Source organism: Nesterenkonia alba DSM 19423 (assembly GCF_000421745.1).
Lineage (GTDB): Bacteria > Actinomycetota > Actinomycetes > Actinomycetales > Micrococcaceae > Nesterenkonia > Nesterenkonia alba.
The window spans coordinates 1-21,997 of record NZ_ATXP01000001.1 but is presented as its reverse complement, the minus strand read 5'-3'; the positions used below and the strand labels follow the sequence as shown (position 1 = coordinate 21,997).

Genomic DNA, 21,997 nt, shown 5'->3' with positions numbered 1-21,997 from the left:
CTTTAAACCTGACGGGAACGCGTCAATAGCCAGATGAGGTACAGCCCACCCAGGACTCCTGTCATCCGACCGATGGGCAGAATGAGTCCCAGCGGCAGCGCCTGGGAGATGAGGTCTGCGGTCACCAGCAGTGCGGCCCCCATCGCCGCAGAACTGATGACCGGCAGAGACTGTGACCGGGTCAGCCGCACTACCAGCTGTGGAGCAGCCAGGGCGACAAAAGCAATGGGACCGGTGGCAGCGGTTGCCAGCCCCACAAGCAGCACAGCCAGAAACGTCATCATCAGGCGAGTACGTTCGACGCCGACCCCCAGCTGCCGTGCCAGATCGTCCCCCATCTCGCTGAGGCTTAGCCGCTTAGCCCCGGCGCAGATCAGCGGGACAATAACGACGACGCCGATCATCACCGGTACCGCGTGCGTCCAGTTCCGCGCATTCAGGGATCCCGAAAGCCACAGGTTCGCAACGACGGCGTTGTCCAGATCTCCGCGCACCAACAGCAAACCGTTCAACGCGGAAAGCACCGAACCCACTCCGATGCCGGTGAGCACCAGCCGATACCCACCGGTCACCCCGGATCGCACGGAGAGCAGGTACACCAGCGCAGCTGTGAGGAGTCCACCCACCACCGCGGCTGCAGCCACCTGCCCCGGTGAACCGGCGAAGACCACAATCATCGTGATCGCTCCTGTCGCCGCACCGGTGGTAAAGCCGATGACATCTGGCGATCCCAGGGCATTGCGACTGACTGATTGGAACACCGCACCGGATACGCCAAGCGCAGCCCCGGCGCATACCGCGGTGACCACACGCGGCAACCGAATCTCCCGTACGATCGTTCCGCCCGGCCCCTGCATCTGCTCCCCCGCCAAGGCCGAGAGCACCTCTTGAGGGGATAGAGACATCGTCCCCTGACCCATGGCCAGTACACAGAAGCAGGCGGTGATGCCTAGCAGCACCGCGGTCACCATCACCACGCGCACTTCCACGACGGCGGAGAGCCCTGTAACGCGCAGTACCGTGCCCCTGCGAAACCTGCTCTGAGCCCTCATAGCTGCACCAGCTTCCGTCGGCGAACAAGCGCCACGAAGAAGGGTCCACCGATGAGGGCCACCATGATGCCGACTGAGACTTCTCCCGGTCGGGCCACTATGCGACCGAGCATATCGGCGGCAAGAACCAGCACTGCGGAGATCAGCATGGTGTAGGGGATAAGCAGTCGGTGAGCGTTCCCCACGAGCAGACGGGCGATATGCGGGCCGGTCAACCCCACGAAGGCCACCGGACCGGCTGCTGCAGTGGCTCCTCCAGCGAGCATCACTACCGCGGCCGAGGCCACCGCCAGTAGACGCACTGGGTTAAGTCCCAGCGCGACCCCGAGATCCTTTCCCAGTGCAGCGGCATCGAGAGCACGGGACAGACCCCAGGCCACCAGCAGACCGGCTCCTAACAGCACACTGACCGGCAGGAGCACCTCCCATCCGCGGCCTTGCAGAGAGCCAACCATCCAGTGCCGGTAACGGTCGAAGACCGCCTCGTCACTGTTGATGATGACAATCTGGGTTGCTGCCATGAGCACCACCGACAGTGCAGCCCCGGCCAGGACCAGACGAACCGGGTTTGTCCCGCGGCGGGCCCCGCCCAGTAAGTACACCCCGGCTGCGGCAAGCCCAGCCCCCAACATTCCGGCCCACATATACCCCAGCACCGAGGTCACTCCACCCCAGGCGATGAGACATGCGATACTCAGCGTCGCCCCTGCGTTGATCCCCAGGATCCCGGGGTCAGCCAGCGGGTTGCGGGTCACCGCCTGCATCACCGCTCCGGCTACCCCCAGCGCACAACCGACCAGCACAGCCAACAGCGTCCGCGGGACACGCAAGTGGTGGACAATCAAATGCGTGGTGTCCTCGGGATCAAATGACGTCATCGCCTCGTACACCTGCTCAGGTGAGACGAACTGATGCCCTATTGAACTACTGCCCAGCAGCAGACCCACCAACCCGACCACGAGCCCACCGAGGGCCAGGCGGTGTGTGTTCCTCACTGCCGGTTACTCACCGAAGATGTCAACGAGCCGGTCGATAATCGCCACCGCACTGTAGTAATCGATGCGGAAAGATCCCTCTCCCAACCCGTACACCTGGTCTGCCTGCACGGAGGGGACATTGGCCAGCACCGGGTCGTTGAGAAAGTCCTCGACGGCGTCGTCGCCCACATCAAGCAGGAATGTCGTCTCCGCCTCGAGGTCAGCTAAGCGCTCATGGGGTGCCCAGACGAAGTCTTCACGTTGCTGAGGTTGGGTGTGCCACTCGGGGTCTGGATCTTCCATCGTGAATCCCAGTTCAGTGAGCAACTCTGCGTGGGGGCCTGTGGCGCGGGCGATGGGGTTGTCTTCACCGGCACCGTTGTAGCTGATGATGTTGGCCTCCCCCTCAGGTGGGGTGATGGATTCGGCCGCCTCAGCCACGTCCTGCTCGTAGTCGGCCAGCAGTTCCTGAGTCTGGCTTTCCAGCCCCAAAGCCTCAGCGAGAATCTCGGCGAGTTCCTGCCATTCGACTGCCCCATAGTCCACCACAATGGTGGGGGCGATCTGCTGGAACTCTTCGAGCTGGTCCACAGCGGAGTCTGCCCCGGTGGTGGAGACCACAATGAGGTCCGGCTCCGCGGCATAGGCAGCCTCCAAGTCCACTTCCCCGGCGGGCCAGGCGTTCTCTACGCCGGCTGCCTCGGCTTCATCAGCCCACCACTGGAAGAACTCACCGTTACCAGCAGCCCCGCTGGCGACCACGGGGGCATCGATGGCTAGCAGCGTGCCGGTGGTGGAGACGGTCGTGGAGAGGACGGCTTCTGGTGGGGCCGGGATCTCTGTCGTGGTTCCGTCGGCGTTGTCGAAGGTCCTGGGCCACTGCCCCTGGCTGTCTTCCTCTGTCTCCTCAGCACTGTCGCCGTCAGCTGGGTCGTCTTCCTCCTCCTCGGTGACTTCTGCGGCGTCGGTATCCCCAGTGTCCTCGTCGGCGTCTGCCGGGTCGTCTGAAGCACAGGCGCTGAGCAACAATGCGCCGGCCGTCAGCAGGGTGGGCAAGGCGTAATTACGGGCCAAATGAGCCATAGGTATCCCTCATTCTTCAGCGGGAGGAGGATCCTTGGGCGCAGCGAGCGGTTCAATCCTCCGGATAGCATTAGGTGAACCTACGGTGAATAGTACACCTGAATGGTTTTCAATCAACTGTAAGGTCTGCCTCATGCCCCTACATCTGACAACGTCGACTGCCAACCCCGTAGCAGATCCCAGCTCCCCCGTTTTCCGGGACCGCGGGGAGGACTGGGAGGGTAAGTTCAGTATTCCCACTTCAGCCATACCCCCTGGAACAGCGGAGGTGATGCTCGACTGCAGTCTGACCGGCCGCACCAATCCGCGCGGTGGAATTCTCCAGCGCGAAGGCAGCCGCTACAGCATCACCTTGAATATCCCTCGCCAGTGGCGCGGCAGTTACACCTTCTACGCCAGCCCGGAACGGATCGAACACCCTCAGCAGGGAGCAGACCACCGCCAATGGTGGCTAGCAGTGATGTCCCGAGCCCTGCGCCCGGCCAATCAGTCAGGCCCGTGGTGGCCGCTGAACTCTCGGCGAAGCGTCTTTGAAACAGCCACACCGGATGCTCCTCCTCAACGCTGGGTTCCGGGAGTGCCCCCGCACCATCAGAGCGCAAACCTGGAAATCCAGAAACGACGCCTGGCAGGCAAGGAGCGAACCCTGTGGTGCCGCCGGATATCTCCAGACCCACATGCACCGGTAGTCGTGGTCTTCGATGGCGCGGAGTTCACTCAGATGGGACTCTTCGAACACCTCCACCACCTGCCGGAACCACCAGCGGCGGTACTGGCCATCGACGCTATGGATACCGAAACACGTACGAAGGACCTTCGCTTCGGAGCCCTGTTCCGCGATGAGGTGCTGAGGCTATGCGAGGAGTTCAGTTCCGGACCGGTCATTCCGATGGGCGCCTCCTACGGAGGACTTGCCGCAACATATTGGGCTCTGAGCCGTCCGGATCGAGTCCGCGAGGCAGTCGCCCTCTCAGCTTCCTTCTGGGCTGAGGATGACTCCAACCGCCGTGCGTGGGAGCTAGCGGCTGAATCAGCGGGACCGGGTCAACGCATCGTGCTTGACGTCGGCACTCTGGAGCCCATGCTCACCGAGGCTCATCACGAGGCCGCACCTCACCTCCAGGCACGAGGAATCCACGTGGTCCGGCGCAGCTTCGTGGGCGGGCATGACTGGATCGTGTGGCGGGATCGGCTCATTGAAGGGCTGGAATTGCTCCAACTCGCCAGAGCATCGTGAATCTGCCAAAATGGATACATGAGCGTTGCCTATCTCGATGAGCTGGATCTGGCCGGCTCAGCGCCCAGTCGCGGGACGCAATCCGTCACGCATCAGGTAGTTCGGGTCCCGGTACCCGAGCTGCCTCTGTATTGGCGCGCCCGGACCTGGCCGCTCATCGAACCGGATGAGGCCACCGGCACCGCCACTGTCACGTTCCTGCGGCAGGTCTCTGAGGTACACACTGTGCTGTTGCTCATCGAAGGCCTCACTGATGAGCACCAGCCCGAACGTTCCGAGATGGAATTCCTCGGTGACGGCATCTTCGCGCTCAGCTACCGGGTCCCCCTGGGCTGGCGGGCTGCTTACAGCTTCTACGAGTGTGTCGGCTTCTGCATGCCACCCTGGCGTGCTGCACAGGGAATCTGCCCGCTGCGGGATCTGATGCCCGCCACCCGGTTGGACCAGAAGAATCCCGAACGGATCCGCACAGCTGAGGGCACCCTGCAGTCTTTTGTCGAAGTGCCCGCCGCCTGAGCTGGGGATAGACCCAGCCCAGGCGACCTCATCAGAGCTTCTCAGGCGTCGTCGTCGGCCCAATCGAAGGACCGGGTCACCGCCTTCTTCCAACTACGCAGCAGCTTCTGCCGCTCAGCATCGTCAATCTGCGGGCTCCAGCGCTTGTCCTCAGTCCAGTTGGCCACGACATCCTCGGTGGACTCCCAGAACCCGACGGCCAGCCCGGCAGCGTAGGCAGCACCCAGCGCCGTAGTCTCAATGACCTTGGGACGGACCACATCCACTCCGAGCACATCGGCCTGGAACTGCATGAGCGTCTCATTGACGACCATCCCGCCATCGACCTTCAGCTCCACCAACGCCTCACCGGCATCGGCGGCCATGGCCTCCACCACCTCAGCGGACTGGTAGGCGGTTGATTCCAAGGCGGCCCGGCAGATGTGGTTCTGGTTCACATACCGGGTGAGCCCCACGATGACGCCGCGGGCATCGGACTTCCAGTACGGGGCGAACAGCCCGGAGAACGCCGGCACAATGTAGGTGCCGCCGTTATCGTCGACTTGCTTGGCCTTGGTCTCCACCTCGGGCGCCGAAGAGATAATCCCCAGGTTGTCCCGCAGCCACTGCACCAGCGAACCGGTCACCGCGATGGAGCCCTCCAGCGCATAGACGGGCTCACCGTCACCGAGCCGGTAGGCCACAGTGGTGAGCAGACCGTTCTCGGACCGGACGATCTCCTCCCCGGTGTTCATCAGCATGAAGTTACCGGTGCCGTAGGTGTTCTTCCCCTGACCGGGTGTGAAACAGGCCTGCCCGAACGTAGCAGCCTGCTGGTCACCGAGGATCCCACTGATCGGGGTGTCGATGAGCAGCGATTCCTTCCGGCCGTGGCCGTACACCTCGGAGGAAGACCGGATCTCCGGCAACATGGAGACCGGCACGCCCATCTCCGCGGCGATCTCCTCATTCCAGTCGAGAGTGTCGATATTCATCAACATGGTGCGGGAAGCATTCGTCACATCAGTGATGTGAATACCCCCATTCGGCCCGCCGGTGAGGTTCCAAATCAGCCAGGAATCGGTGGTGCCAAAGAGCAGGTCTCCGGCTTCAGCGCGCTCACGGGCTCCCTCGACATTGTCAAGGATCCAGCGGATCTTCGGCCCGGCGAAATAGGTCGCCAGTGGCAGCCCCACTCGCTCCTTGTACTTGTCCGGGCCTTCGTCCCCGGCCAGTTCGTCACAGATCTTCTGGGTGCGGGTGTCCTGCCAGACGATCGCGTTGTAGACGGGCTCACCGGTGTGCTTATCCCACACCACCGTGGTCTCACGCTGGTTGGTGATCCCCACAGCGGCCAGGCTGTGCCGGTTGACATCCGCATCAGCCAGGGCCAAGCCGATCACCTCCCGGGTGTTGCGCCAAATCTCGACGGCGTCGTGCTCCACCCAGCCGGCCTGCGGGAAGATCTGCTGGTGCTCCCGCTGACCGGAGGCCACCAGGTCACCAGCCCGGTCGAAAACCACTGCGCGGGTTGAGGTGGTGCCTTGGTCGATGGCCAGAACGTACTTGGTACCGGAGTCTGCTGTGTGCTGTGTCATCATCGACATCCTTTGCTCTAGGGGTTGTCCGGGTCAATAGGTGGTGAGGGAGTAGGTCACGTAATCGGCCGGCTCATGCGGTGGCTCCCAGCAGTGGCAGCGCGACCACGCTGACACCGGCTAGCAGACCACCGAGCACCGGCCCCAGGACCGGAACCCAGGAGTAGGACCAGTCACTGGAACCCTTATTGGGGATGGGCAGCAGGGCGTGGGCGATACGCGGACCCAAGTCACGCGCCGGGTTGATGGCGTAGCCGGTCGGACCACCCAAAGACATACCGATGACCACGACGACCAGCGCCACCGGCAGCGGCCCCAGTTCCGCCGGCGTCTCACCCTCCAGCAGGATGACGAGCACCAGCACGTAGGTGGCGATGAGCTCGGTCAGGGTGTTCCACCCGTAGTGCCGGCGCTCCGGGCCGGTGGAGAACACCGAGAGGATCGCGCCGGGATCGGTCTCCTCGTCGAAGTGTTTCTTATACGCCAGCCACGCCAGCGCGGCTCCGATGGCGGCACCGACGATCTGGGACACGATGTAGGTCACCGTGTGCGCGGCGGTGACCTCAATCCCCGGTGCATACTCTTCTGCACCGGAAGCTAGCAGCCCCAGGGTCACCGCGGGGTTGATGTGTGCCCCGGAACCGTAGGCGACATACACCGCGGAGAACACTGCGAACCCCCACCCGAAGGTGATGAGCACGATGCCGCCACCGTTGCCTTTAGTGCCGGAGAGCAGAGCATTCGCGACGACGCCGGCACCGAGCAGAATCAGGGTGGCCGTGCCGAAGACCTCAAAGAGAACAATCGTTTCCATACGACTCCTTTGTCGTGCCGTGAAAGGGGTTGATAGTCACGCGCCGAGTCCAGCGCGCAAAGTGCAGGGTCAGAGCGCCTTAGGAAACCGCTTCATCGGGCTCCTCCGTGGTGGCTAGCTCCTGGACAGCCGGTAGCGCGCGGGATAACGCCTCAGCAGCCTCAGCATCAGTGCGGGTCTGCTCGGCGGCCCGGTGGGCTTCCACATAGCTGGTGTAGGCACGCTTTTCATAGTCGACCCGCTCGGTGTCCCAGCCGAGATCCTCGGCTACCAGATCGACCACCTCATCCATGGCCCCGAGCCCCCGGTCGGCCACCTCGTGGAAAAGCCGGGTGCGTCGCTCGAGGAAGTCTTCGAGGTGATATGCGCCTTCGAACCGCGCAGCGTAGACGTATTCAGCCCGCAGGTATCCAGCCCCACCGCTGACCTCAGAACCCAAGGATGAGTCCTCGTCGATAAGAGCCAGCAGCTCTCCCAGCAGGGAACCATACCGACCCAACAGCCGGTCTACAGTGTCCTGACTCCACCCGTAATCGGCGGCAACCTGGCTGGAGCGTTCGACCCACTCACCAAATCCCTGGCCCCCAATAAGCGGCAGACTCTCGGTCAGTGAATCGCGATCCTTGAAGGATTCAGCAATCGCGAAGTCCACGGCGTCTTCGGCCATGGGCCGGTAGGTGGTGAGTTTCCCCCCGGCCACCGCAGAGAGACCCGGAGCCAGGCGCATGACGGTGTGTTCCCGGGAGACTTTAGAGCTGGAGGCGGCATCGGCGTCGACCGGCTGCAGCAGCGGACGCAGGCCAGCCCAGGTGCCGATGACGTCCTCAGTGGTGAGGTCAGATTCCAGCACGGCGTTGACGTGGTCCAGTACGTAGTCAATGTCTGCGGCGTTGGGAGCAGCGGCATCGACCGGCTCATGCCAGGCGGTGTCGGTGGTGCCGATGGACCAGTAGTGCCCCATGGGAATGATGAACAGCACGGACTTCTCGGTCTGGGTGATAACCCCCACATGGTCCTGGGCGGGGATCCGTTCACGCGGCACGGTGATGTGGATGCCTTTGGAGGCCAGTACCCGTAAGGCTGGGCCGTCCTCACCCGGCTGCTGCCCGTAGGCCAGCTGCTGCTGATGCCCGGTCCACACCCCGGCGGCCATAATGGTCTGCTGAGCGTGCACCTCAATCCGTTCACCGGTCTCCCGGTCCAGGACGACGACGCCACCTACCGGTGGCATCCCCTCCTCACCGGCGTCTTCGCTGGTGTGTAGATAATCGACCACTTCGGTGCGGGTCGCGATGTGGGCTCCTAAGCTGTGTGCCGAACGAGCCAGCGAGAGCACGAGCCTGGCGTCGTCGACCTGGGCATCGGAGTACTCCAGGGCCCCAAGGAACTTCTCCTTGTCCAGGGCGGGGAAGCGCTCTTGGAGTCCCTTGCGCGTCAGATGACGGTGGAAGGGAACCCGACCTGAGCTGGTGATGGCTGAGCGCAGCCCGGAGTGCAATGCCGAGGAGCCGAAAGAGAGGCTGTCATAAAGACTCACTCCGGAGCCGATGAACGCCCGGTCAAAGATCCGCTTCTCGAAGGGGAAGACGAAAGGCAACGGCCGCACCAGGTGCGGGGCGGTCTTCGTCAGCAGGAGGTTGCGTTCGCGCAGCGCCTCAGCCACCAGTTTGAAGTCAAGCATCTGCAGGTAACGCAGTCCCCCGTGGATCAGTTTCGAGGACCGGGAGGAGGTCCCTTGGGAGAGGTCCCGGGCTTCGACGAGCCCGACGCTCAGCCCGCGGGTGGCAGCATCGAAAGCTGCCGCGGCACCGACCACTCCGCCACCGATCACCAAGACATCGAGGGGTTTTTCCGCAGTGGTGGCCTGAAATGCGTCCAGGGCGGCTGCGCGGGTGGCGGGGTTCATCGGCTGAGGCTTCATAGTGACGCCCATCTCACCGGAGCGTGGACTTTTTCACAATCCCTCTGCACGAACGTGCACCACAGGGGCATACTGGCCTCATGACGAGCACTTTCCGGGAGAAGCTCGAGTTCACCGCTGCACAGATGTACTACGGGCAGCATCGCACGATGCAGTCGATCGCCCGAGAACTCGGCGTATCCCGTTCTACGGTCTCCCGCCTCCTGCAGGACGCCCGCGACCAGGGGATCGTCCGAATCAGCTTGCACCCACCCAGTGAGCACACCAGCGCCTTGGAGTACCGGCTGGGTGAGCACTACGGCATCCGCGCCTATGTGGCGGCATCCTCTGCGCACGAGGACGCCGGTGTGCGGGCTGAGGCTGTAGCGGTGTTGGCTGCCCAGGTGATCGATCAGCTCGTGGAGGAAGACGCCGTCGTCGGGCTCGCCTGGGGTCAGACGATGACCTCGGTGGCCCGCCGCTTACCCACCCGGGAAGTGCCGGGGCTGCAGGTGGTTCAACTCAACGGGTCAGTGAATTCCCAGCCGGGAGCCACCGACGACGCCGCCAGTGGAGTCAGTCTGCGCCTGGGGGTCGTTGAACAGTTCGCTGAGGCGTATCACGGCCGGGCATATCTCTTCCCCGTGCCGGCGTTCTTCGACTATGAGCAGACCAAGCAGGCCCTGTGGCGGGAGCGGTCCACCTCCCGGGTGCTGAACCTGCAGCGCCGCTCCACTCTGGCCGTCTTTGGGGTGGGCACCTTCCACGAGGGCAAACCCTCGCAGGTCTACGCCGACGGCTATCTCAGCCGGGAGGACCTGAATCGCCTCACCGAGCAGGACGCCGTCGGGGATGTGTGTACTGTCTTCCTCCGGGCCGATGGCAGTTGGCGGGACATCGAACTCAACTCCCGCAGTTCCGGAATGCGCCCGGACGAGCTGCGCCGAGTGCCTCGGCGGATCTGTGTGGTCAACGGCCCACATAAAGTACCTGCACTGCGTGGGGCTCTGGCGGCCGGGCTGGTCACCGATCTGGTCCTTGACCAGCTCACTGCCAACCGGTTGGCCCACGAGGAAGTTGGAGTCTGAGGCTGCAGCCGCGTAGACTGGAGCACTGGTGTCTTAGACGCCTCTGCTGAACGTGCCTTCGCGCAGGCTTCAGCGGCGGGCTGCTGGGGCTCCTAGGGCAGTGGCGCAATTGGTAGCGCAACGGTCTCCAAAACCGTAGGTTGCAGGTTCGAGTCCTGTCTGCCCTGCGCCTGAGGATCATCCGTGATCTGCGCAGGACACCACCACCGAACCGAGTCCGCACTTGTAGAAGATGGAGTCTTCGTGACCCAGACGCCTGAGACTGACGTCCGGGGCCACTCCGGCGACGGAGATGGCCCGCGGGGACCTTTCGGCAAGGTGTGGCTGTTCCTCCGCCAGGTCATTGATGAGCTGCGGAAAGTCATCGTTCCGACCCGGTCGGAACTGGTGAACTACACGCTGGTGGTCCTGGTCTTCGTGCTCATCGTGATCGGGATCGTCACCGGGCTGGACTGGGTGTTCAGCCGCTTGGCTGAACTCGTCTTCGGCGGCGTCGGACCCCAGGCGTAGCGCTGGTCGACTCGGGTAGACCGGCCACCGCACAAGAGGACGTGTGCGCACCGCATACAACACATACCAAGGAGAAACGTGTCTGAACAGGAACTTTCGCAGCAGGACGAGACGGCCGAGGCTGTCGAGACACCTGCTGAGGAGGAGAAGTCCTACGAGGAGCGCGCTGACGAGCTGAAGGCTCAGCTGCGCCGCGGCCTCGGCGACTGGTATGTGGTCCACACCTACGCCGGCTACGAGAAGCGCGTGAAGTCCAACCTGGAGACGCGTATCCAGACCCAGGACATGGAGGACTACATCTTTGAGATCGACGTCCCCATGGAAGAGGTCGTCGAGATCAAGAACACCCAGCGCAAGGTGGTCAACCGTGTGCGCATCCCCGGCTACGTGCTGGTGCGCATGGAACTGACCGATGAGTCCTGGGGCGTGGTGCGCCACACCCCCGGTGTGACCGGGTTCGTCGGCAATGCCCACGACCCCCAGCCGCTGAGCATTGACGAGGTCTTCGAGATGCTCAAAGAGCACCGCCTCGGTAAGCCCGGCGATGAGAAGAAGGTTGAAGTCGTCGAAGGCGAAGAGGCCACTGCTGCCGCTCCGGCTGCTCAGGACGTCAAGGTCGACTTCGAGGTCGGTGAGTCGGTCACCGTTACCGATGGGCCGTTTGCCACCCTGCCGGCGACGATCTCTGAGATCCACCCGGACTCCCGCCAGCTGGTGGTGCTGGTGTCCATCTTCGAGCGCGAAACCCCGGTGACACTGAACTTCAACCAGGTGGAAAAGATTTACTAAAGCTTCGGCGTCGTCCTCTTCATGCTTGGAGGTACGACGCCGACCCGAGCGGCCCGGCCAGGTCCGCTCACCCCTGCACCCTCGCTCCTGAGGCTGCAGGAAGCAACAACGCATGTAAGGACAGATTATGGCCCCGAAGAAAAAGGTCGCCGGTCTGATCAAGCTGCAGATCCAGGCAGGTGCCGCCAACCCGGCACCGCCGATTGGCCCTGCGCTCGGTCAGCACGGTGTCAACATCATGGAGTTCTGCAAGGCCTACAACGCCGCCACGGAGAACCAGCGCGGCAATGTGGTGCCTGTGGAGATCACGGTCTATGAGGACCGCTCCTTCACCTTCATCACCAAGACCCCGCCGGCTGCTGAGCTCATCAAGAAGGCTGCCGGTGTGGCCAAGGGTTCCGGCGTGCCGCACACCGAGAAGGTCGGCAAGCTCAGCAAAGCCCAGGTGGAAGAGATCGCCCAGACCAAGATGGAAGATCTCAACGCCAACGACCTTGAGGCCGCCTCGAAGATCGTGGCCGGCACCGCCCGTTCCATGGGCATCACCGTCGAGTAAGTAGTACTCGGCACCACAACATCGAAAAGGCCCGACGCCGTCGGGCCAGTGGGAAGGGTCCAGCGCGGCCCGCGTACCACAACTGCTAAGGAGAGAACGCAGATGGCACAGCGCAGCAAAGCATATCGGGCAGCCGCCGAGAAGATCGGCGAAGACACTGTCTACTCCCCGGCCGAGGCAGTCGCCCTGGCCAAGGAAACGAACCCCTCGAAGACTGACGCCACCGTGGAGGTCGCCATGCGGCTCTCGGTGGATCCCCGTAAGGCCGACCAGATGGTCCGCGGCACCGTGAACCTGCCCCACGGCACCGGTAAGACCGCCCGCGTGGTGGTCTTCACCCAGGGTGACAACGTGGCCAAGGCTGAAGAGGCCGGTGCTGACTTTGTCGGCGGGGACGAGCTCATCGCTAAGGTCGCTGAGGGCTGGACGGACTTCGACGCCGCCGTGGCCTCCCCGGACATGATGGGTAAGGTCGGTCGGCTGGGTAAGGTGCTGGGTCCCCGCAACCTGATGCCGAACCCCAAGACCGGCACCGTGACCCCGGATGTGGCCAAAGCGGTCAGTGAGATCAAGGGCGGGAAGATCGACTTCCGCGTGGATAAGCACTCCAACCTGCACTTCATCATCGGCAAGACCAGCTTCGATGAGAAGCAGCTGGCGGAGAACTACGCCGCGGCTCTGGATGAGATCCTCCGGCTGAAGCCGAGCGCTTCGAAGGGTCGGTACATCCAGAAGGCCACCGTCTCCACCACGTTCGGTCCGGGAATCCCGGTGGACCCGAACGCGACCAAGGTTTTCACCGAGAACTGATGCACTGCGGCATCCGCCGCACGCTCCATAAGGCCCGGTTCCCTGTTCAGGGGAGCTGGGCCTTATGCGTTGAAAGGGTGGCGTGCGGAGTGGTTGAACACCTCCGTGGAATGAGTCTGAGCGCACCCTGTATCAGACCTGAAAGTAGGCAGGGTGCTGTGTTACGAACCGATACGGCGTCGTGATCTGTGCGCAATTGTTTTCTTCAAATATGAAGTACCGCAGGTGACCTGGGGAAATGATGATCCCGGCACTTCGGCGAGCTGATGCGGCACAGCGGGTCCGTGATGGGTCTGTGACATAAAGTGCCGTTACCCCTAGTCAAACCTGTCTGAGGTTTCTATTCTGGCGGTGCGGCACCACGCTCTCTGAACGGGGAGGGCCGCGTGAACGGACATTCATCTCTCAAAGAGACGGGGAGCAACTGACCATGACCGAAGAGTTCAACCGCCGCGGCCGGATCGCCGCCGCACTGATCGCGGGTCCCGCTGTGACGGTGGGTTTGCTGGGTTCATCCATCATCCCGGCCTCGGCGCAGGACGAAGGCGCACCGGACAACGAGGACGTCAACACCGAAGACACCGGTGAAACCACCGAGGAGAACGGCGATCCTGAGGGTAGCTCAGAGGGCGATCCTGAAGACGAGGACGACGACGGAGACGACGACGCCCCTGAGGATGAGGACCCTGAGGACGAGTCGGACGACAGCGATGACGACAATGGTGACGACGACTCCGACGACGACGGAGAGGGTGACACCGATGAGGTGACCACCCAGCAGGAGGAGCTCGAAGAAGAGGACGAGGATGAAGATGAGGTAGAGAACGGGGAGCAGGAAGGCCCCACCTACAACATCGACTACTCCATCGTCTAGCACGGGCAGACCCTCGAGATCACAGCTGAGGGCTTCCCCGCCAACACCGAGGTGGAGTTCTTCCTCGACGATGAGTCCCTGGGCACTGTCACCACGGATGAAGACGGCGTCGGCGTCCACAGCGTAGAGATCGACGACTCCTACGAGGCCGGTTACTACACCCTCAACGCCGAGCATGAGGACTACGAGTTCACCGGTGGCATCAACCTGGAGATCCGCGAAGCTCCGCCAGCCAGCGAGGAAGACTACTGGTGGTACGACGCCCCCGACTCACACACCGAAGAAGGCGGTCTGGCCGACTGGGTCCAGGACTATATCGACCAGAGCATCCCACCGGAGGAAGCAGGTGTGTGGGAATATGACGGTGAGACCCAGGTTTACGCCGAGCCGAGCCTGGACTCCACAGTCCTCGGCCCGCTCAGCGACCCGGATCCAGAGTTCACCCCTGGCTACGCGACCAACGCTGACCGGGTGGGCTACCTCGAAGACCTCGACTGGTGGATCATCCGCGACCCCTACGCCGGAGTGGTGGGCTTCGTCCCCGGTGACGGCATCCTTGAAGACCCGCCGGAGCCCGGCGATGAGGACGAGATCGTCGTCGTCGAAGCCGATGAAGTCAACGTCTACACCGAAGCTGACGAGGACAGCGAAGTCATCCGCACCTTTGAGGCCGGTGACGAACTGATCGTTGTCAGCCGCGACGGTGACTGGGTTGAAGTCCTCCTCGACGACGACGGAACCACCGGGTGGGTCCGCGCCGACGCCCTCGTTGATGATGAGGACGATGACGAGGATGAAGATGACGACGAGGACGACAACGGCGACGAAGACGACGACAACGGGGACGACGAGGAGGAGCCGGAGGAGAATGACGAGGACGCTGACGGCGATGATGACGAGGACGCTGACCTCGAAATCATTGATCTGACCATCGAGCCGAACGAGGTCTACCCCGGCGAGTCCTTCACCATCAGCGCTGAAGGCTTCGAGCCCGGTGAGGAGATCGTCGTCGAGTACAACCCCATCGGTACCTGGCAGGCCGACGAGGACGGCAACCTCGAAGCTGAGCTCTGGGCCACCGAGGTCGCTGAGCCCGGTGTCTACGAGATCACCGCCACCGGCTCCAACGTTCAGGCCGTCGGCGAAGTCACCATCCTCGACCCGAGCACCGGCCCGGCCGGTGAGACCGACGGTGACGGCACCAAGGGGCCGTCCGAGGATGAGCTGGCACAGACCGGTGGCGGCGCCCAGGCGGGCCTGTTCTCCGGTGCGTTGCTGGCCCTCGGTGGTGCGCTGGCCGCCTTCGGCTACCGCAACCGCCTGGGCCGTAAGGACGCCGACGCCTAAGTCAGGCTCCTGACACGACCCACAATGAGATAGCACGCGGCCGGGGCCGCGGGGCGGATCCGCGAGGATTCACTCCGCGGCCCCGGTTGCTGTGTGTAGGGAACGCGCCCACCACCTCGCCCACCTTCCTGCAGAGACCCTCCGCCTCAGCTAAGCCGCAGGAACCAGCCAGGCTGAGGGACTACCCGGAGCGACCGACGACGCCGGAGGGCCAGTCGAATTCCTCCCACTCCACGACTTCCCGGTCACCTAAGGGCTCGTCAAGCTCGACCAGGATCGAAACGTAATGCGCGCTGTCGGGACACTCGGAAGGGGCGCCGTCGCGGGTGCCATGGATGAGTGCCACGGCGACGTCATCCTCGGTCTCCTCGACCACGTAGCGCAGTCCGTAGCATTCCGGGTCCCCCGTGATGAGGAAGAATTCGAGCTCGCTTTCGGAGACGACGTCGTAGTCTCCCCACTCGCGGTAGGTCTCCTCCGTCATATCCTCGGCAGGATCCTGACGTCCCTCGTAGAGCTCCTCATGCTGCTGACGGTTCCACTGCTCAGCCCAATCGATGTCATCCGCTGTGGGGCTGGGCTCCGGCTCAGGCGGCGGGGGCGGAGTACTCCGCGGGGTCCCCAGAAAAGAGGGACCCTGCGGTCCGGGGTAGTCGACGTCGTCGAGGTCGCCTGAGCCGGTAGAAGGCTCCTCACCGGCCCCGCAGCCCGAGGCGAGCACCGCCACCACACACAGCCCCGTGGTGACGGTGAGCCGTGTGCGGTGTCGCGGGGTGAGTGGCATACCAGCACTATAGAGGCAGGGGCAGCTTCCCCGCGGGGCACCCACGGCACATAGACTGAAGAGGAGAGCCGAAAGCCACCACGCAAAGGGGAGCTGAGAATGCGCATCGGACTGCTGACCTCCGGGGGCGACTGCCCCGGCCTCAACGCGGTGATTCGCTCCGCGGTGCTGCACGGCATCAAGTCCTACGGCGATGAATTCGTCGGCTTCAAAGGCGGCTGGAAGGGCCTCATCGAGGCCGACTACCTGGAACTGTCCCGTAATGATGTCCGTGGGCTCTCCCGCGACGGCGGCACGATCCTGGGGACCTCCCGCACCCACCCGTATAACCACCCGCAGGGTGGGCCGGAGAACATGGCCAACCAGTTGCGCCGGCACGATATCGACGCCGTCATCGCCATCGGCGGGGAGGGCACCCTGGCCGGGGCCAAGCGGCTCGCTGACGATGGCCTGCCGATCGTGGGAGTGCCGAAGACCATCGACAACGACCTCAAGGCCACGGACTACACCTTCGGCTTCGACACGGCGATCTCCATCGCCACCGACGCGATGGACCGGCTACGCACCACGGGGGAATCCCACCACCGGTGCATGGTGGCTGAAGTCATGGGCCGACACGTCGGCTGGATCGCCCTGCACTCCGGAATGGCTGCTGGGGCCCATGCCATCCTCATCCCCGAGCAGCGGGTCAGCATGGATCAGGTCTGCGAGTGGGTCGAGCAGGTCCACTCCCGTGGCCGGTCACCGCTGGTGGTGGTCGCTGAAGGGTTCATCCCCGAGGGCGCTGAAGAGGCCCTGGCGGGTAAAGGCCAGGAAGCCGACGGGCGGCCTCGCCTGGGTGGGATCGGCGAGTGGTTGACCAACCAGATCGAAGAGCGCACCGGAGTCGAGACCCGCAACACCACACTCGGGCACATCCAACGTGGCGGCAACCCCACCGGCTATGACCGAGTGCTGGCGACTCGGTTCGGCATCAAGGCGCTGGACCTGGTCCACGAGCAGGCCTGGGGCCATATGGCCGCACTGCGCGGCACAGAGATTGTGACAGTGGATCTCTCTGAGGCGCTCGACGGCCTGAAGGAAGTACCTCCCGAGCGTTACGAAGAGGCCCAAATCCTCTTTGGCCGCTGACCTGCACCTTCACTCTGACTGGTCGTGCGCATGTAACGAACGTGACAGTTCTGAGATGTTTTGCCCCGTTCCTTAACAGAACCGTTATAGACTCCGAGCGGACAGTTGACATACCTGTCTTGGCGAAACACCACTATCACGGGGGTAGATACATGCGCCGAAAGTTTTTGTCCGCCGGCGCCGCAGTAGGCCTTGTTGGCCTGCTCGGTGCCTCAACAGCAGTCCCGGCGCAAGCCCAGGATCCTGTTGACGAAATCGACGATTACCTCAACGAGCTCATCAACGACGCTCGTGAGGATGCGGGTCTGGACCCGCTGGAGCCCTGGGAGCCGCTGCGGGAGGCGGAGTCTGGTGCTCTTGACTGGTCGATCCTGACCATGAACGAATGGCACATCTGGCATGACAGTGCACACATCAGCGTGGGAACGGATAACGCCGGATGTGTCGCAGGTGCTGAGAACGTGGCCTACTTCACCGGAGAGCCGGGCACCTCAGCTCAGGAGATCGCTCAGCAGATCTTCCAGGGGTACCAGGACTCCCCCTCGCACTGGGCCAACATCATGGCCGAGGAGCACGAATTCTTTAACAACGGAACGGTGACCAGCACGGCCACCGGAACCATTGAGGAGACCGGCCAGGAGATCACCTTCCAGCGCTGGTACAACACTCAGCGCTTCGGCCAGGACTGTGCCCAGGAGAACATCCCCGGTGAGGAGACTCCGGCCCCGGACTCTGATCCGAGCCAGGGTGGCGGCGTGATGTACTCCGAGTACGAGGCCTGGGAAGAGTCCGGCATTATTCCGCCGGATGACGCCGTTCCGCCGGTGGACCGCACCGGTGAGGAACCCGACGAGGAAGTCATCCCCGGGGATGTGAACTTCGCCTCGGAGACCTTGGAGCGCGGTTACCTTAACCCCGGTGACGAGTTCACCGTGGTCTTCGGTGACTTCGAACCCGGCGATGTGGCCTACATTGACGGCGCGTTCGTCCAGGACGAAGGGGCCGGGTACGCCAATGTGCTTGATCCCAGCTCAGTGACCACCTCTGAGGTCGGTGACTCCGGCGACGTCGCCATGACGGTGCAGCTGCTGCCGGCAGACCACGAGGTCTGGGACAGCGTCGAGAACCCTGACGCCACCATCCAGGTGCCTTGGCACGTCCGGGAAAGCCTGCATGACACTGACCCCCGCCCCGGGCACGAAGGTGACCTGTTCATCGACCTGGGTGGACTGCCGGACTTCGAGATCACCGTGAACCCGGACGAGCTGGAGCCCGGTGACGAGTACACCATCAACGGTTCCGGTTTCGACGAAGCCATCGACATCGCCGGTGGTCTGGTGATGGTTCGCTTCGACGGTGAGTTTGCCGTGCTGACCGACACCGAGAACTCGCAGATGGCCGTGGACGGCATCAGCCCGGAGGGCACCTTCACCCTGGAGCAGGTTTTGCTGAGTGAAGAGGACTCCATCTGGGACAACTTCAAGGACGGCCAGGTTCACCAGGCTGCCGTGGAAGTCGCAGTCTTCGAGTCCTACGCCGACTTCGATGCCAACAACCCGCTGTTCATCCGCCACCAGAACATCACCATCCGCCTCGAAGACGCGATCGTGGTCTCCCCGGAGGCTCCGAACCGCGAGGACGGCACCAACACGGTGGAGATCCCCGAGGTTGAGGGTGTCAACTACAGCGTGGACGGCGACATCGTTGACGGTGAGCTGGAGATCCCCGAAGACGGTCTGACCGTTGAGGCCACTCCGGTTCTCGGCTACGAGTTCGAAGACGGTGCCACCACCGAGTGGGACTTCGACTTCGATCCGGACGCTGTCCTGGAGGTTGTGGAGCCTGAGGCTCCGCAGCGCAGCGATGATGACGAGAACGTCGTTATCGTGCCTGAGGTCGAGGGTGTCGAGTACTCCCACGGCCCCGGCGAGGTTGACGTCCCCGAGGATGGCCTGACCATCACCGCTGAGCCGGCCGATGGCTACGAGTTCGACGACGGTGCCACCACCGAGTGGGACTTCAACTACATCGAGGACGACTCCACGCCGTCTCCATCCCCGAGCCCAACCGACACCCCCACCGACGGGCCGACTGAGCCTGTCGAAGCGTCCGTGACGGTCAGCCCGACCGAGGTCGCTGCCGGTGAGGATGTCGTCGTCGAAGGCTCTGGTTTCGGGGAGGAGGAAGAGGTCGAGATCAGCCTCAACCCCATCCTCGGCACAGTAGAGACCGACGAGGACGGGGACTTCTCCACCTCGGTGACCATTCCTGAGGACACCGAGCCCGGCGAGTACACGCTCACCGTGGAGGGCCTGTCCTCCGGCATTGAGCTGGAAGTCACCATCACCGTGGTGGACCCGGAGACGGGTCCGGCCGGTGAGAAGGGTCCTGAGGACGAGGAAGAGCTTGCCACCACCGGTATGGACTCCGGTATGGCAGCTCTCGGCCTCGCCGCTCTGCTGAGCCTGGCCCTGGGCGGCACAGCGATCGGCGTCAGCCGTCGCCGCGCCCTCGCCTAAGAAGTACACCTGAGGTCCCGCACCTCATCCACACACCACTGAGGCCCGCTCCCACCCGGGGGCGGGCCTCAGTGGTGTGTGGGAAGAAACCGATGCATCTTCCAGTGGCGTAACATGCGCATTTCTCATCAAAACCCCTGGTCAGAGCATGATGACCAGAGGTGGAGTGAGCGTAACTTCAGAGAAACGGTTGAGATACCCATCGGAAATATTGCCTGTCCAGACTCGTCTATCAACCGCCGCAGAGGGTGTCGTTGAATCGTTCCACCTGGGACAGACGGCAGCGGCGGCTCGGCGAAGGACTGCTTCGTCGGTACCGCACGAGGCATCAGGCAACCGGAGGAAACCGTGGCCGCTGAAATAGTCGAAGAAGATCTCGGTACTGTCGCTACTGGGGTGGCAGGCAGCACACTGACGGTCAACAACGTCGGTAAGTCCTACAACATCGCGAAGACCCCCAAGTCTCCACCGGAACCCACACCTGTCCTCCAACCGGTGAGCATCACAGCTCCCCCTGGCGAGCTCGTCACGATCGTGGGTCCCTCCGGCTGCGGGAAGAGCACCTTGTTCGGGATCGTCGCCGGACTCGAGGAACCAACTCAGGGCACCGTGGAAATCGACGGTCAGGACGTCACAGGGACCACAGGTCACGTCGGCTACATGCTCCAGAAGGACATGCTGCTGCCCTGGCGCAGCATCCTCGACAACGTCATCATCGGACTGGAAGTGCGCGGAGTGAAACGCTCCGATGCGGTCGCCGCGGCACGACCTCTCCTGCAAGAGTACGGGCTTGGCGATTATGAACAGGCCCGTCCGGCACAGCTCTCCGGTGGGATGCGGCAACGCGCGGCACTGCTACGCACACTGCTCTTCAATCGACCCATCATGCTGCTCGACGAACCCTTCGGCGCACTTGATGCTCAGACGCGACTGCAGATGCAGCTGTGGCTACTAGAGGTCCAGGAGAGCTTTCAGAAGTCGATCGTTTTCGTCACCCACGACATCGACGAGGCCGTCTTGCTCTCCGACCGCATCTACGTGATGCGCGGCCGGCCAGGCTACGTCGCCCGGGAGATCCACGTCGATCTTCCCAAACCACGGGACACACAGATCACCACGACGCCGGAATTTACCGCTTATAAGGACGAAGTCCGGTCACTTCTCATGGACAAGGGGGAATGACAGTGACCGCTGTCACAACACAAAAGCCCGAAACAGCCGCTCAAGAGGTCGGGGCACACCGCACACCCACCCAAGTTCTCCAAGAGCTGGAAGCCAAAGCGCCCAAGGAATCCGCTAAATCACGCAAGGTGCTCTCCGAGGACCGGAAAGCCTCACCTGTTCTGGTGAACCTGCTGCGGATCGCCGTGGTGGTTGTGGTCTTCGGCGGATGGGAGCTGGGCACCCGCACTGGCCACATCAATGCGTTCTTCTGGAGCTCACCGAGCCGTATCTTCGCCAAAGCTCAGGAACAGTTCGCAGCGGGCACCTTTTGGGGCGATATTGCCTACACCATGACCAGCTCTGTGGTCGGCTTTATTCTGGGTACCCTGATCGGCACCGCCCTGGGGTTGTCCTTCTGGTGGTCCAAGACCTACGCCCAGACGGCTGAACCCTTCGTCATCATGTTCGAAGCTTTGCCCAAGATCGCCCTGGCCCCACTCATCGTGCTGGTACTTGGTGTCGGCATCGATTCCAAAATCGCCTTAGCGGCGGCCCTCGTGCTGGCCATCCAGGCACTCAATGCCTACTCCGGTGTCCGCACCGTTGATCGCGACATTATCCGCATGATGAACAGCTTGGGTGCTAGCCGGATGAAGATCTTCCGCAGTGTGGTCATCCCCAGCACGCTCCCGTGGATTATTAGCGGACTACGCGTCACCATCGGATTGGCTCTGGCAGGGGCCATCGTCGGAGAGTTCATCGGCTCCAGTCAGGGACTCGGCTACCGCATCATGTATGCCGGCAGTGTCTACGACATCGCACTGGTCTGGCTCGGCGTTTTCGTCCTGGCCATCCTCTCGGTGCTGCTCTACATCGTTGTCGCCTTCCTGGAAAAGCGGCTCGGCACCCAGCTGTCCGGCAAAAAGTAAACCCCACTCGCACCCATAGAAAGGCATACCTGTGACTGTCCCGCGTCAAGTAGTTGGCAGGATTTCCTTGGTTTTGAATGTCGGGGTGGTGGGGTCGGCCAGGCCCAGGTGCACCTCCTTGGGCCGGTTCCATGAGATGGCCTCGTGGGGCCGGAGCTCGTTGTACTCGATCCGGTAGTCCTCGGCCCGCTCGGCGAGCACGATCGCGTCGTCGATCTCGTCCAGGTAGAGCCGTTCGTACTTCAGCGTGCCGAAGCCGCGTTCACGGGACCCGTTCTGCCCCGGGGTCTTCACTCGGGTGCGCACGTGGTGTAGCTCGGGGTGGGCGGCGATGAAGGAC

General features: G+C 63.1%; 21 protein-coding genes and 1 tRNA gene. 14 read left to right on the top strand and 8 right to left on the bottom strand.

Annotation, left to right across the window (positions count from 1 at the left end; genetic code table 11):
* Positions 1 to 2: 2 nt before the first annotated feature.
* From H578_RS0100110 to fepB, 3 genes are read right to left on the bottom strand one after another with little or no spacing between them, the layout of a single operon-like run.
* On the bottom strand, positions 3 to 989 hold the full coding sequence (locus H578_RS0100110; protein WP_245554851.1) for a FecCD family ABC transporter permease: 987 nt from the start codon (positions 987 to 989) through the stop codon (positions 3 to 5).
* Between the two features lie 59 nt (positions 990 to 1,048).
* Complete coding sequence (locus H578_RS0100105) at positions 1,049 to 2,047, bottom strand: FecCD family ABC transporter permease (RefSeq protein WP_028463769.1); 999 nt, start codon at positions 2,045 to 2,047, stop codon at positions 1,049 to 1,051.
* Positions 2,048 to 2,053: 6 nt separating this feature from the next.
* Positions 2,054 to 3,112 carry a Fe2+-enterobactin ABC transporter substrate-binding protein gene (fepB, locus tag H578_RS0100100; RefSeq protein WP_022871677.1) on the bottom strand — a complete coding sequence of 353 codons (1,059 nt, stop codon included), beginning with the start codon at positions 3,110 to 3,112 and terminating at the stop codon, positions 2,054 to 2,056.
* Positions 3,113 to 3,383: 271 nt separating this feature from the next.
* On the opposite strand from fepB, the gene H578_RS0100095 reads away from it, so the two are divergent.
* Together H578_RS0100095 and H578_RS0100090 are read left to right on the top strand one after the other, a co-directional pair.
* The gene (locus H578_RS0100095; protein ID WP_022871676.1) at positions 3,384 to 4,349 is read left to right on the top strand and encodes an alpha/beta fold hydrolase; all 966 of its coding nucleotides are present in this window, start codon (positions 3,384 to 3,386) and stop codon (positions 4,347 to 4,349) included.
* Positions 4,350 to 4,367: 18 nt separating this feature from the next.
* Positions 4,368 to 4,865 (top strand): enterochelin esterase domain-containing protein, encoded by a 498-nt coding sequence (locus H578_RS0100090; protein WP_022871675.1) that lies wholly within the window; start codon positions 4,368 to 4,370, stop codon positions 4,863 to 4,865.
* 41 nt (positions 4,866 to 4,906) lie between these two features.
* On the opposite strand, the gene glpK is transcribed toward H578_RS0100090, so the two are convergent.
* The 3 genes from glpK to H578_RS0100075 all read right to left on the bottom strand — a co-directional run bounded on the left by glpK (position 4,907) and on the right by H578_RS0100075 (position 9,162).
* Positions 4,907 to 6,442: a glycerol kinase GlpK gene (gene glpK, locus H578_RS0100085; protein ID WP_028463767.1), complete on the bottom strand. Its 1,536-nt coding sequence runs from the start codon at positions 6,440 to 6,442 to the stop codon at positions 4,907 to 4,909.
* A gap of 73 nt (positions 6,443 to 6,515) precedes the next feature.
* Positions 6,516 to 7,256 (bottom strand): MIP/aquaporin family protein, encoded by a 741-nt coding sequence (locus tag H578_RS0100080; protein WP_022871673.1) that lies wholly within the window; start codon positions 7,254 to 7,256, stop codon positions 6,516 to 6,518.
* Positions 7,257 to 7,335: 79 nt separating this feature from the next.
* Positions 7,336 to 9,162: a glycerol-3-phosphate dehydrogenase/oxidase gene (locus H578_RS0100075; protein WP_245554850.1), complete on the bottom strand. Its 1,827-nt coding sequence runs from the start codon at positions 9,160 to 9,162 to the stop codon at positions 7,336 to 7,338.
* A 95-nt stretch (positions 9,163 to 9,257) separates the two neighbouring features.
* Here H578_RS0100075 and H578_RS0100070 point away from each other — a divergent pair, with 95 nt between their 5' ends.
* The 8 genes from H578_RS0100070 to H578_RS15310 all read left to right on the top strand — a co-directional run bounded on the left by H578_RS0100070 (position 9,258) and on the right by H578_RS15310 (position 15,130).
* A complete protein-coding gene (locus H578_RS0100070; protein ID WP_022871671.1) occupies positions 9,258 to 10,244 on the top strand; it encodes a sugar-binding transcriptional regulator in 987 nt (328 codons plus the stop codon).
* A 94-nt stretch (positions 10,245 to 10,338) separates the two neighbouring features.
* Positions 10,339 to 10,411, top strand: a tRNA-Trp gene (locus H578_RS0100065).
* A gap of 76 nt (positions 10,412 to 10,487) precedes the next feature.
* Entirely contained in the window at positions 10,488 to 10,754 is a 267-nt protein-coding gene (secE, locus tag H578_RS0100060) for a preprotein translocase subunit SecE (RefSeq protein ID WP_022871670.1), read from the top strand.
* A 78-nt stretch (positions 10,755 to 10,832) separates the two neighbouring features.
* Positions 10,833 to 11,543, top strand: coding sequence for a transcription termination/antitermination protein NusG (nusG, locus tag H578_RS12090; RefSeq protein ID WP_022871669.1), 711 nt, complete (start codon positions 10,833 to 10,835; stop codon positions 11,541 to 11,543).
* 127 nt (positions 11,544 to 11,670) lie between these two features.
* Positions 11,671 to 12,099, top strand: coding sequence for a 50S ribosomal protein L11 (gene rplK, locus H578_RS0100050; protein WP_022871668.1), 429 nt, complete (start codon positions 11,671 to 11,673; stop codon positions 12,097 to 12,099).
* Positions 12,100 to 12,201: 102 nt separating this feature from the next.
* A complete protein-coding gene (gene rplA, locus H578_RS0100045) occupies positions 12,202 to 12,909 on the top strand; it encodes a 50S ribosomal protein L1 (RefSeq protein WP_022871667.1) in 708 nt (235 codons plus the stop codon).
* A 430-nt stretch (positions 12,910 to 13,339) separates the two neighbouring features.
* A complete protein-coding gene (locus H578_RS12085) occupies positions 13,340 to 13,783 on the top strand; it encodes a hypothetical protein (RefSeq protein WP_022871666.1) in 444 nt (147 codons plus the stop codon).
* Positions 13,784 to 13,834: 51 nt separating this feature from the next.
* Positions 13,835 to 15,130: an SH3 domain-containing protein gene (locus H578_RS15310; protein WP_022871665.1), complete on the top strand. Its 1,296-nt coding sequence runs from the start codon at positions 13,835 to 13,837 to the stop codon at positions 15,128 to 15,130.
* 181 nt (positions 15,131 to 15,311) lie between these two features.
* Here the strand turns inward: H578_RS15310 and H578_RS15305 are convergent, their stop codons facing one another.
* Positions 15,312 to 15,914, bottom strand: a complete 603-nt coding sequence (locus tag H578_RS15305) for a hypothetical protein (protein WP_022871664.1) — start codon at positions 15,912 to 15,914, stop codon at positions 15,312 to 15,314.
* Between the two features lie 99 nt (positions 15,915 to 16,013).
* Between H578_RS15305 and H578_RS0100025 the strand changes: the two genes are divergently transcribed.
* The 4 genes from H578_RS0100025 to H578_RS12065 all read left to right on the top strand — a co-directional run bounded on the left by H578_RS0100025 (position 16,014) and on the right by H578_RS12065 (position 21,657).
* On the top strand, positions 16,014 to 17,045 hold the full coding sequence (locus H578_RS0100025; protein ID WP_022871663.1) for a 6-phosphofructokinase: 1,032 nt from the start codon (positions 16,014 to 16,016) through the stop codon (positions 17,043 to 17,045).
* 152 nt (positions 17,046 to 17,197) lie between these two features.
* Positions 17,198 to 19,564, top strand: a complete 2,367-nt coding sequence (locus tag H578_RS0100020) for a CAP domain-containing protein (RefSeq protein ID WP_022871662.1) — start codon at positions 17,198 to 17,200, stop codon at positions 19,562 to 19,564.
* Between the two features lie 348 nt (positions 19,565 to 19,912).
* Positions 19,913 to 20,746 carry an ABC transporter ATP-binding protein gene (locus tag H578_RS12070; RefSeq protein WP_022871661.1) on the top strand — a complete coding sequence of 278 codons (834 nt, stop codon included), beginning with the start codon at positions 19,913 to 19,915 and terminating at the stop codon, positions 20,744 to 20,746.
* Positions 20,743 to 21,657 (top strand): ABC transporter permease, encoded by a 915-nt coding sequence (locus H578_RS12065; protein WP_022871660.1) that lies wholly within the window; start codon positions 20,743 to 20,745, stop codon positions 21,655 to 21,657. The genes H578_RS12070 and H578_RS12065 overlap by 4 nt, the downstream gene beginning before the upstream one ends.
* 45 nt (positions 21,658 to 21,702) lie before the next feature.
* Here the strand turns inward: H578_RS12065 and H578_RS15185 are convergent.
* A partial coding sequence (locus tag H578_RS15185) for an integrase core domain-containing protein (RefSeq protein WP_156837143.1) occupies positions 21,703 to 21,997 on the bottom strand: 295 nt, incomplete at its 5' end.

Coding starts and splice junctions, on each gene's coding strand:
- H578_RS12085 (WP_022871666.1), top strand. CDS start 13,340: ATGACCGAAGAGTTCAACCGCCGCGGCCGGATCGCCGCCGCACTGATC.
- H578_RS0100025 (WP_022871663.1), top strand. CDS start 16,014: ATGCGCATCGGACTGCTGACCTCCGGGGGCGACTGCCCCGGCCTCAAC.
- H578_RS0100020 (WP_022871662.1), top strand. CDS start 17,198: ATGCGCCGAAAGTTTTTGTCCGCCGGCGCCGCAGTAGGCCTTGTTGGC.
- H578_RS0100075 (WP_245554850.1), bottom strand. CDS start 9,162: ATGAACCCCGCCACCCGCGCAGCCGCCCTGGACGCATTTCAGGCCACC.
- H578_RS0100095 (WP_022871676.1), top strand. CDS start 3,384: ATGCTCGACTGCAGTCTGACCGGCCGCACCAATCCGCGCGGTGGAATT.
- H578_RS12065 (WP_022871660.1), top strand. CDS start 20,743: ATGACAGTGACCGCTGTCACAACACAAAAGCCCGAAACAGCCGCTCAA.
- rplA (WP_022871667.1), top strand. CDS start 12,202: ATGGCACAGCGCAGCAAAGCATATCGGGCAGCCGCCGAGAAGATCGGC.
- H578_RS0100090 (WP_022871675.1), top strand. CDS start 4,368: ATGAGCGTTGCCTATCTCGATGAGCTGGATCTGGCCGGCTCAGCGCCC.
- H578_RS15305 (WP_022871664.1), bottom strand. CDS start 15,914: ATGCCACTCACCCCGCGACACCGCACACGGCTCACCGTCACCACGGGG.
- fepB (WP_022871677.1), bottom strand. CDS start 3,112: ATGGCTCATTTGGCCCGTAATTACGCCTTGCCCACCCTGCTGACGGCC.
- H578_RS0100080 (WP_022871673.1), bottom strand. CDS start 7,256: ATGGAAACGATTGTTCTCTTTGAGGTCTTCGGCACGGCCACCCTGATT.
- H578_RS0100070 (WP_022871671.1), top strand. CDS start 9,258: ATGACGAGCACTTTCCGGGAGAAGCTCGAGTTCACCGCTGCACAGATG.
- rplK (WP_022871668.1), top strand. CDS start 11,671: ATGGCCCCGAAGAAAAAGGTCGCCGGTCTGATCAAGCTGCAGATCCAG.
- glpK (WP_028463767.1), bottom strand. CDS start 6,442: ATGACACAGCACACAGCAGACTCCGGTACCAAGTACGTTCTGGCCATC.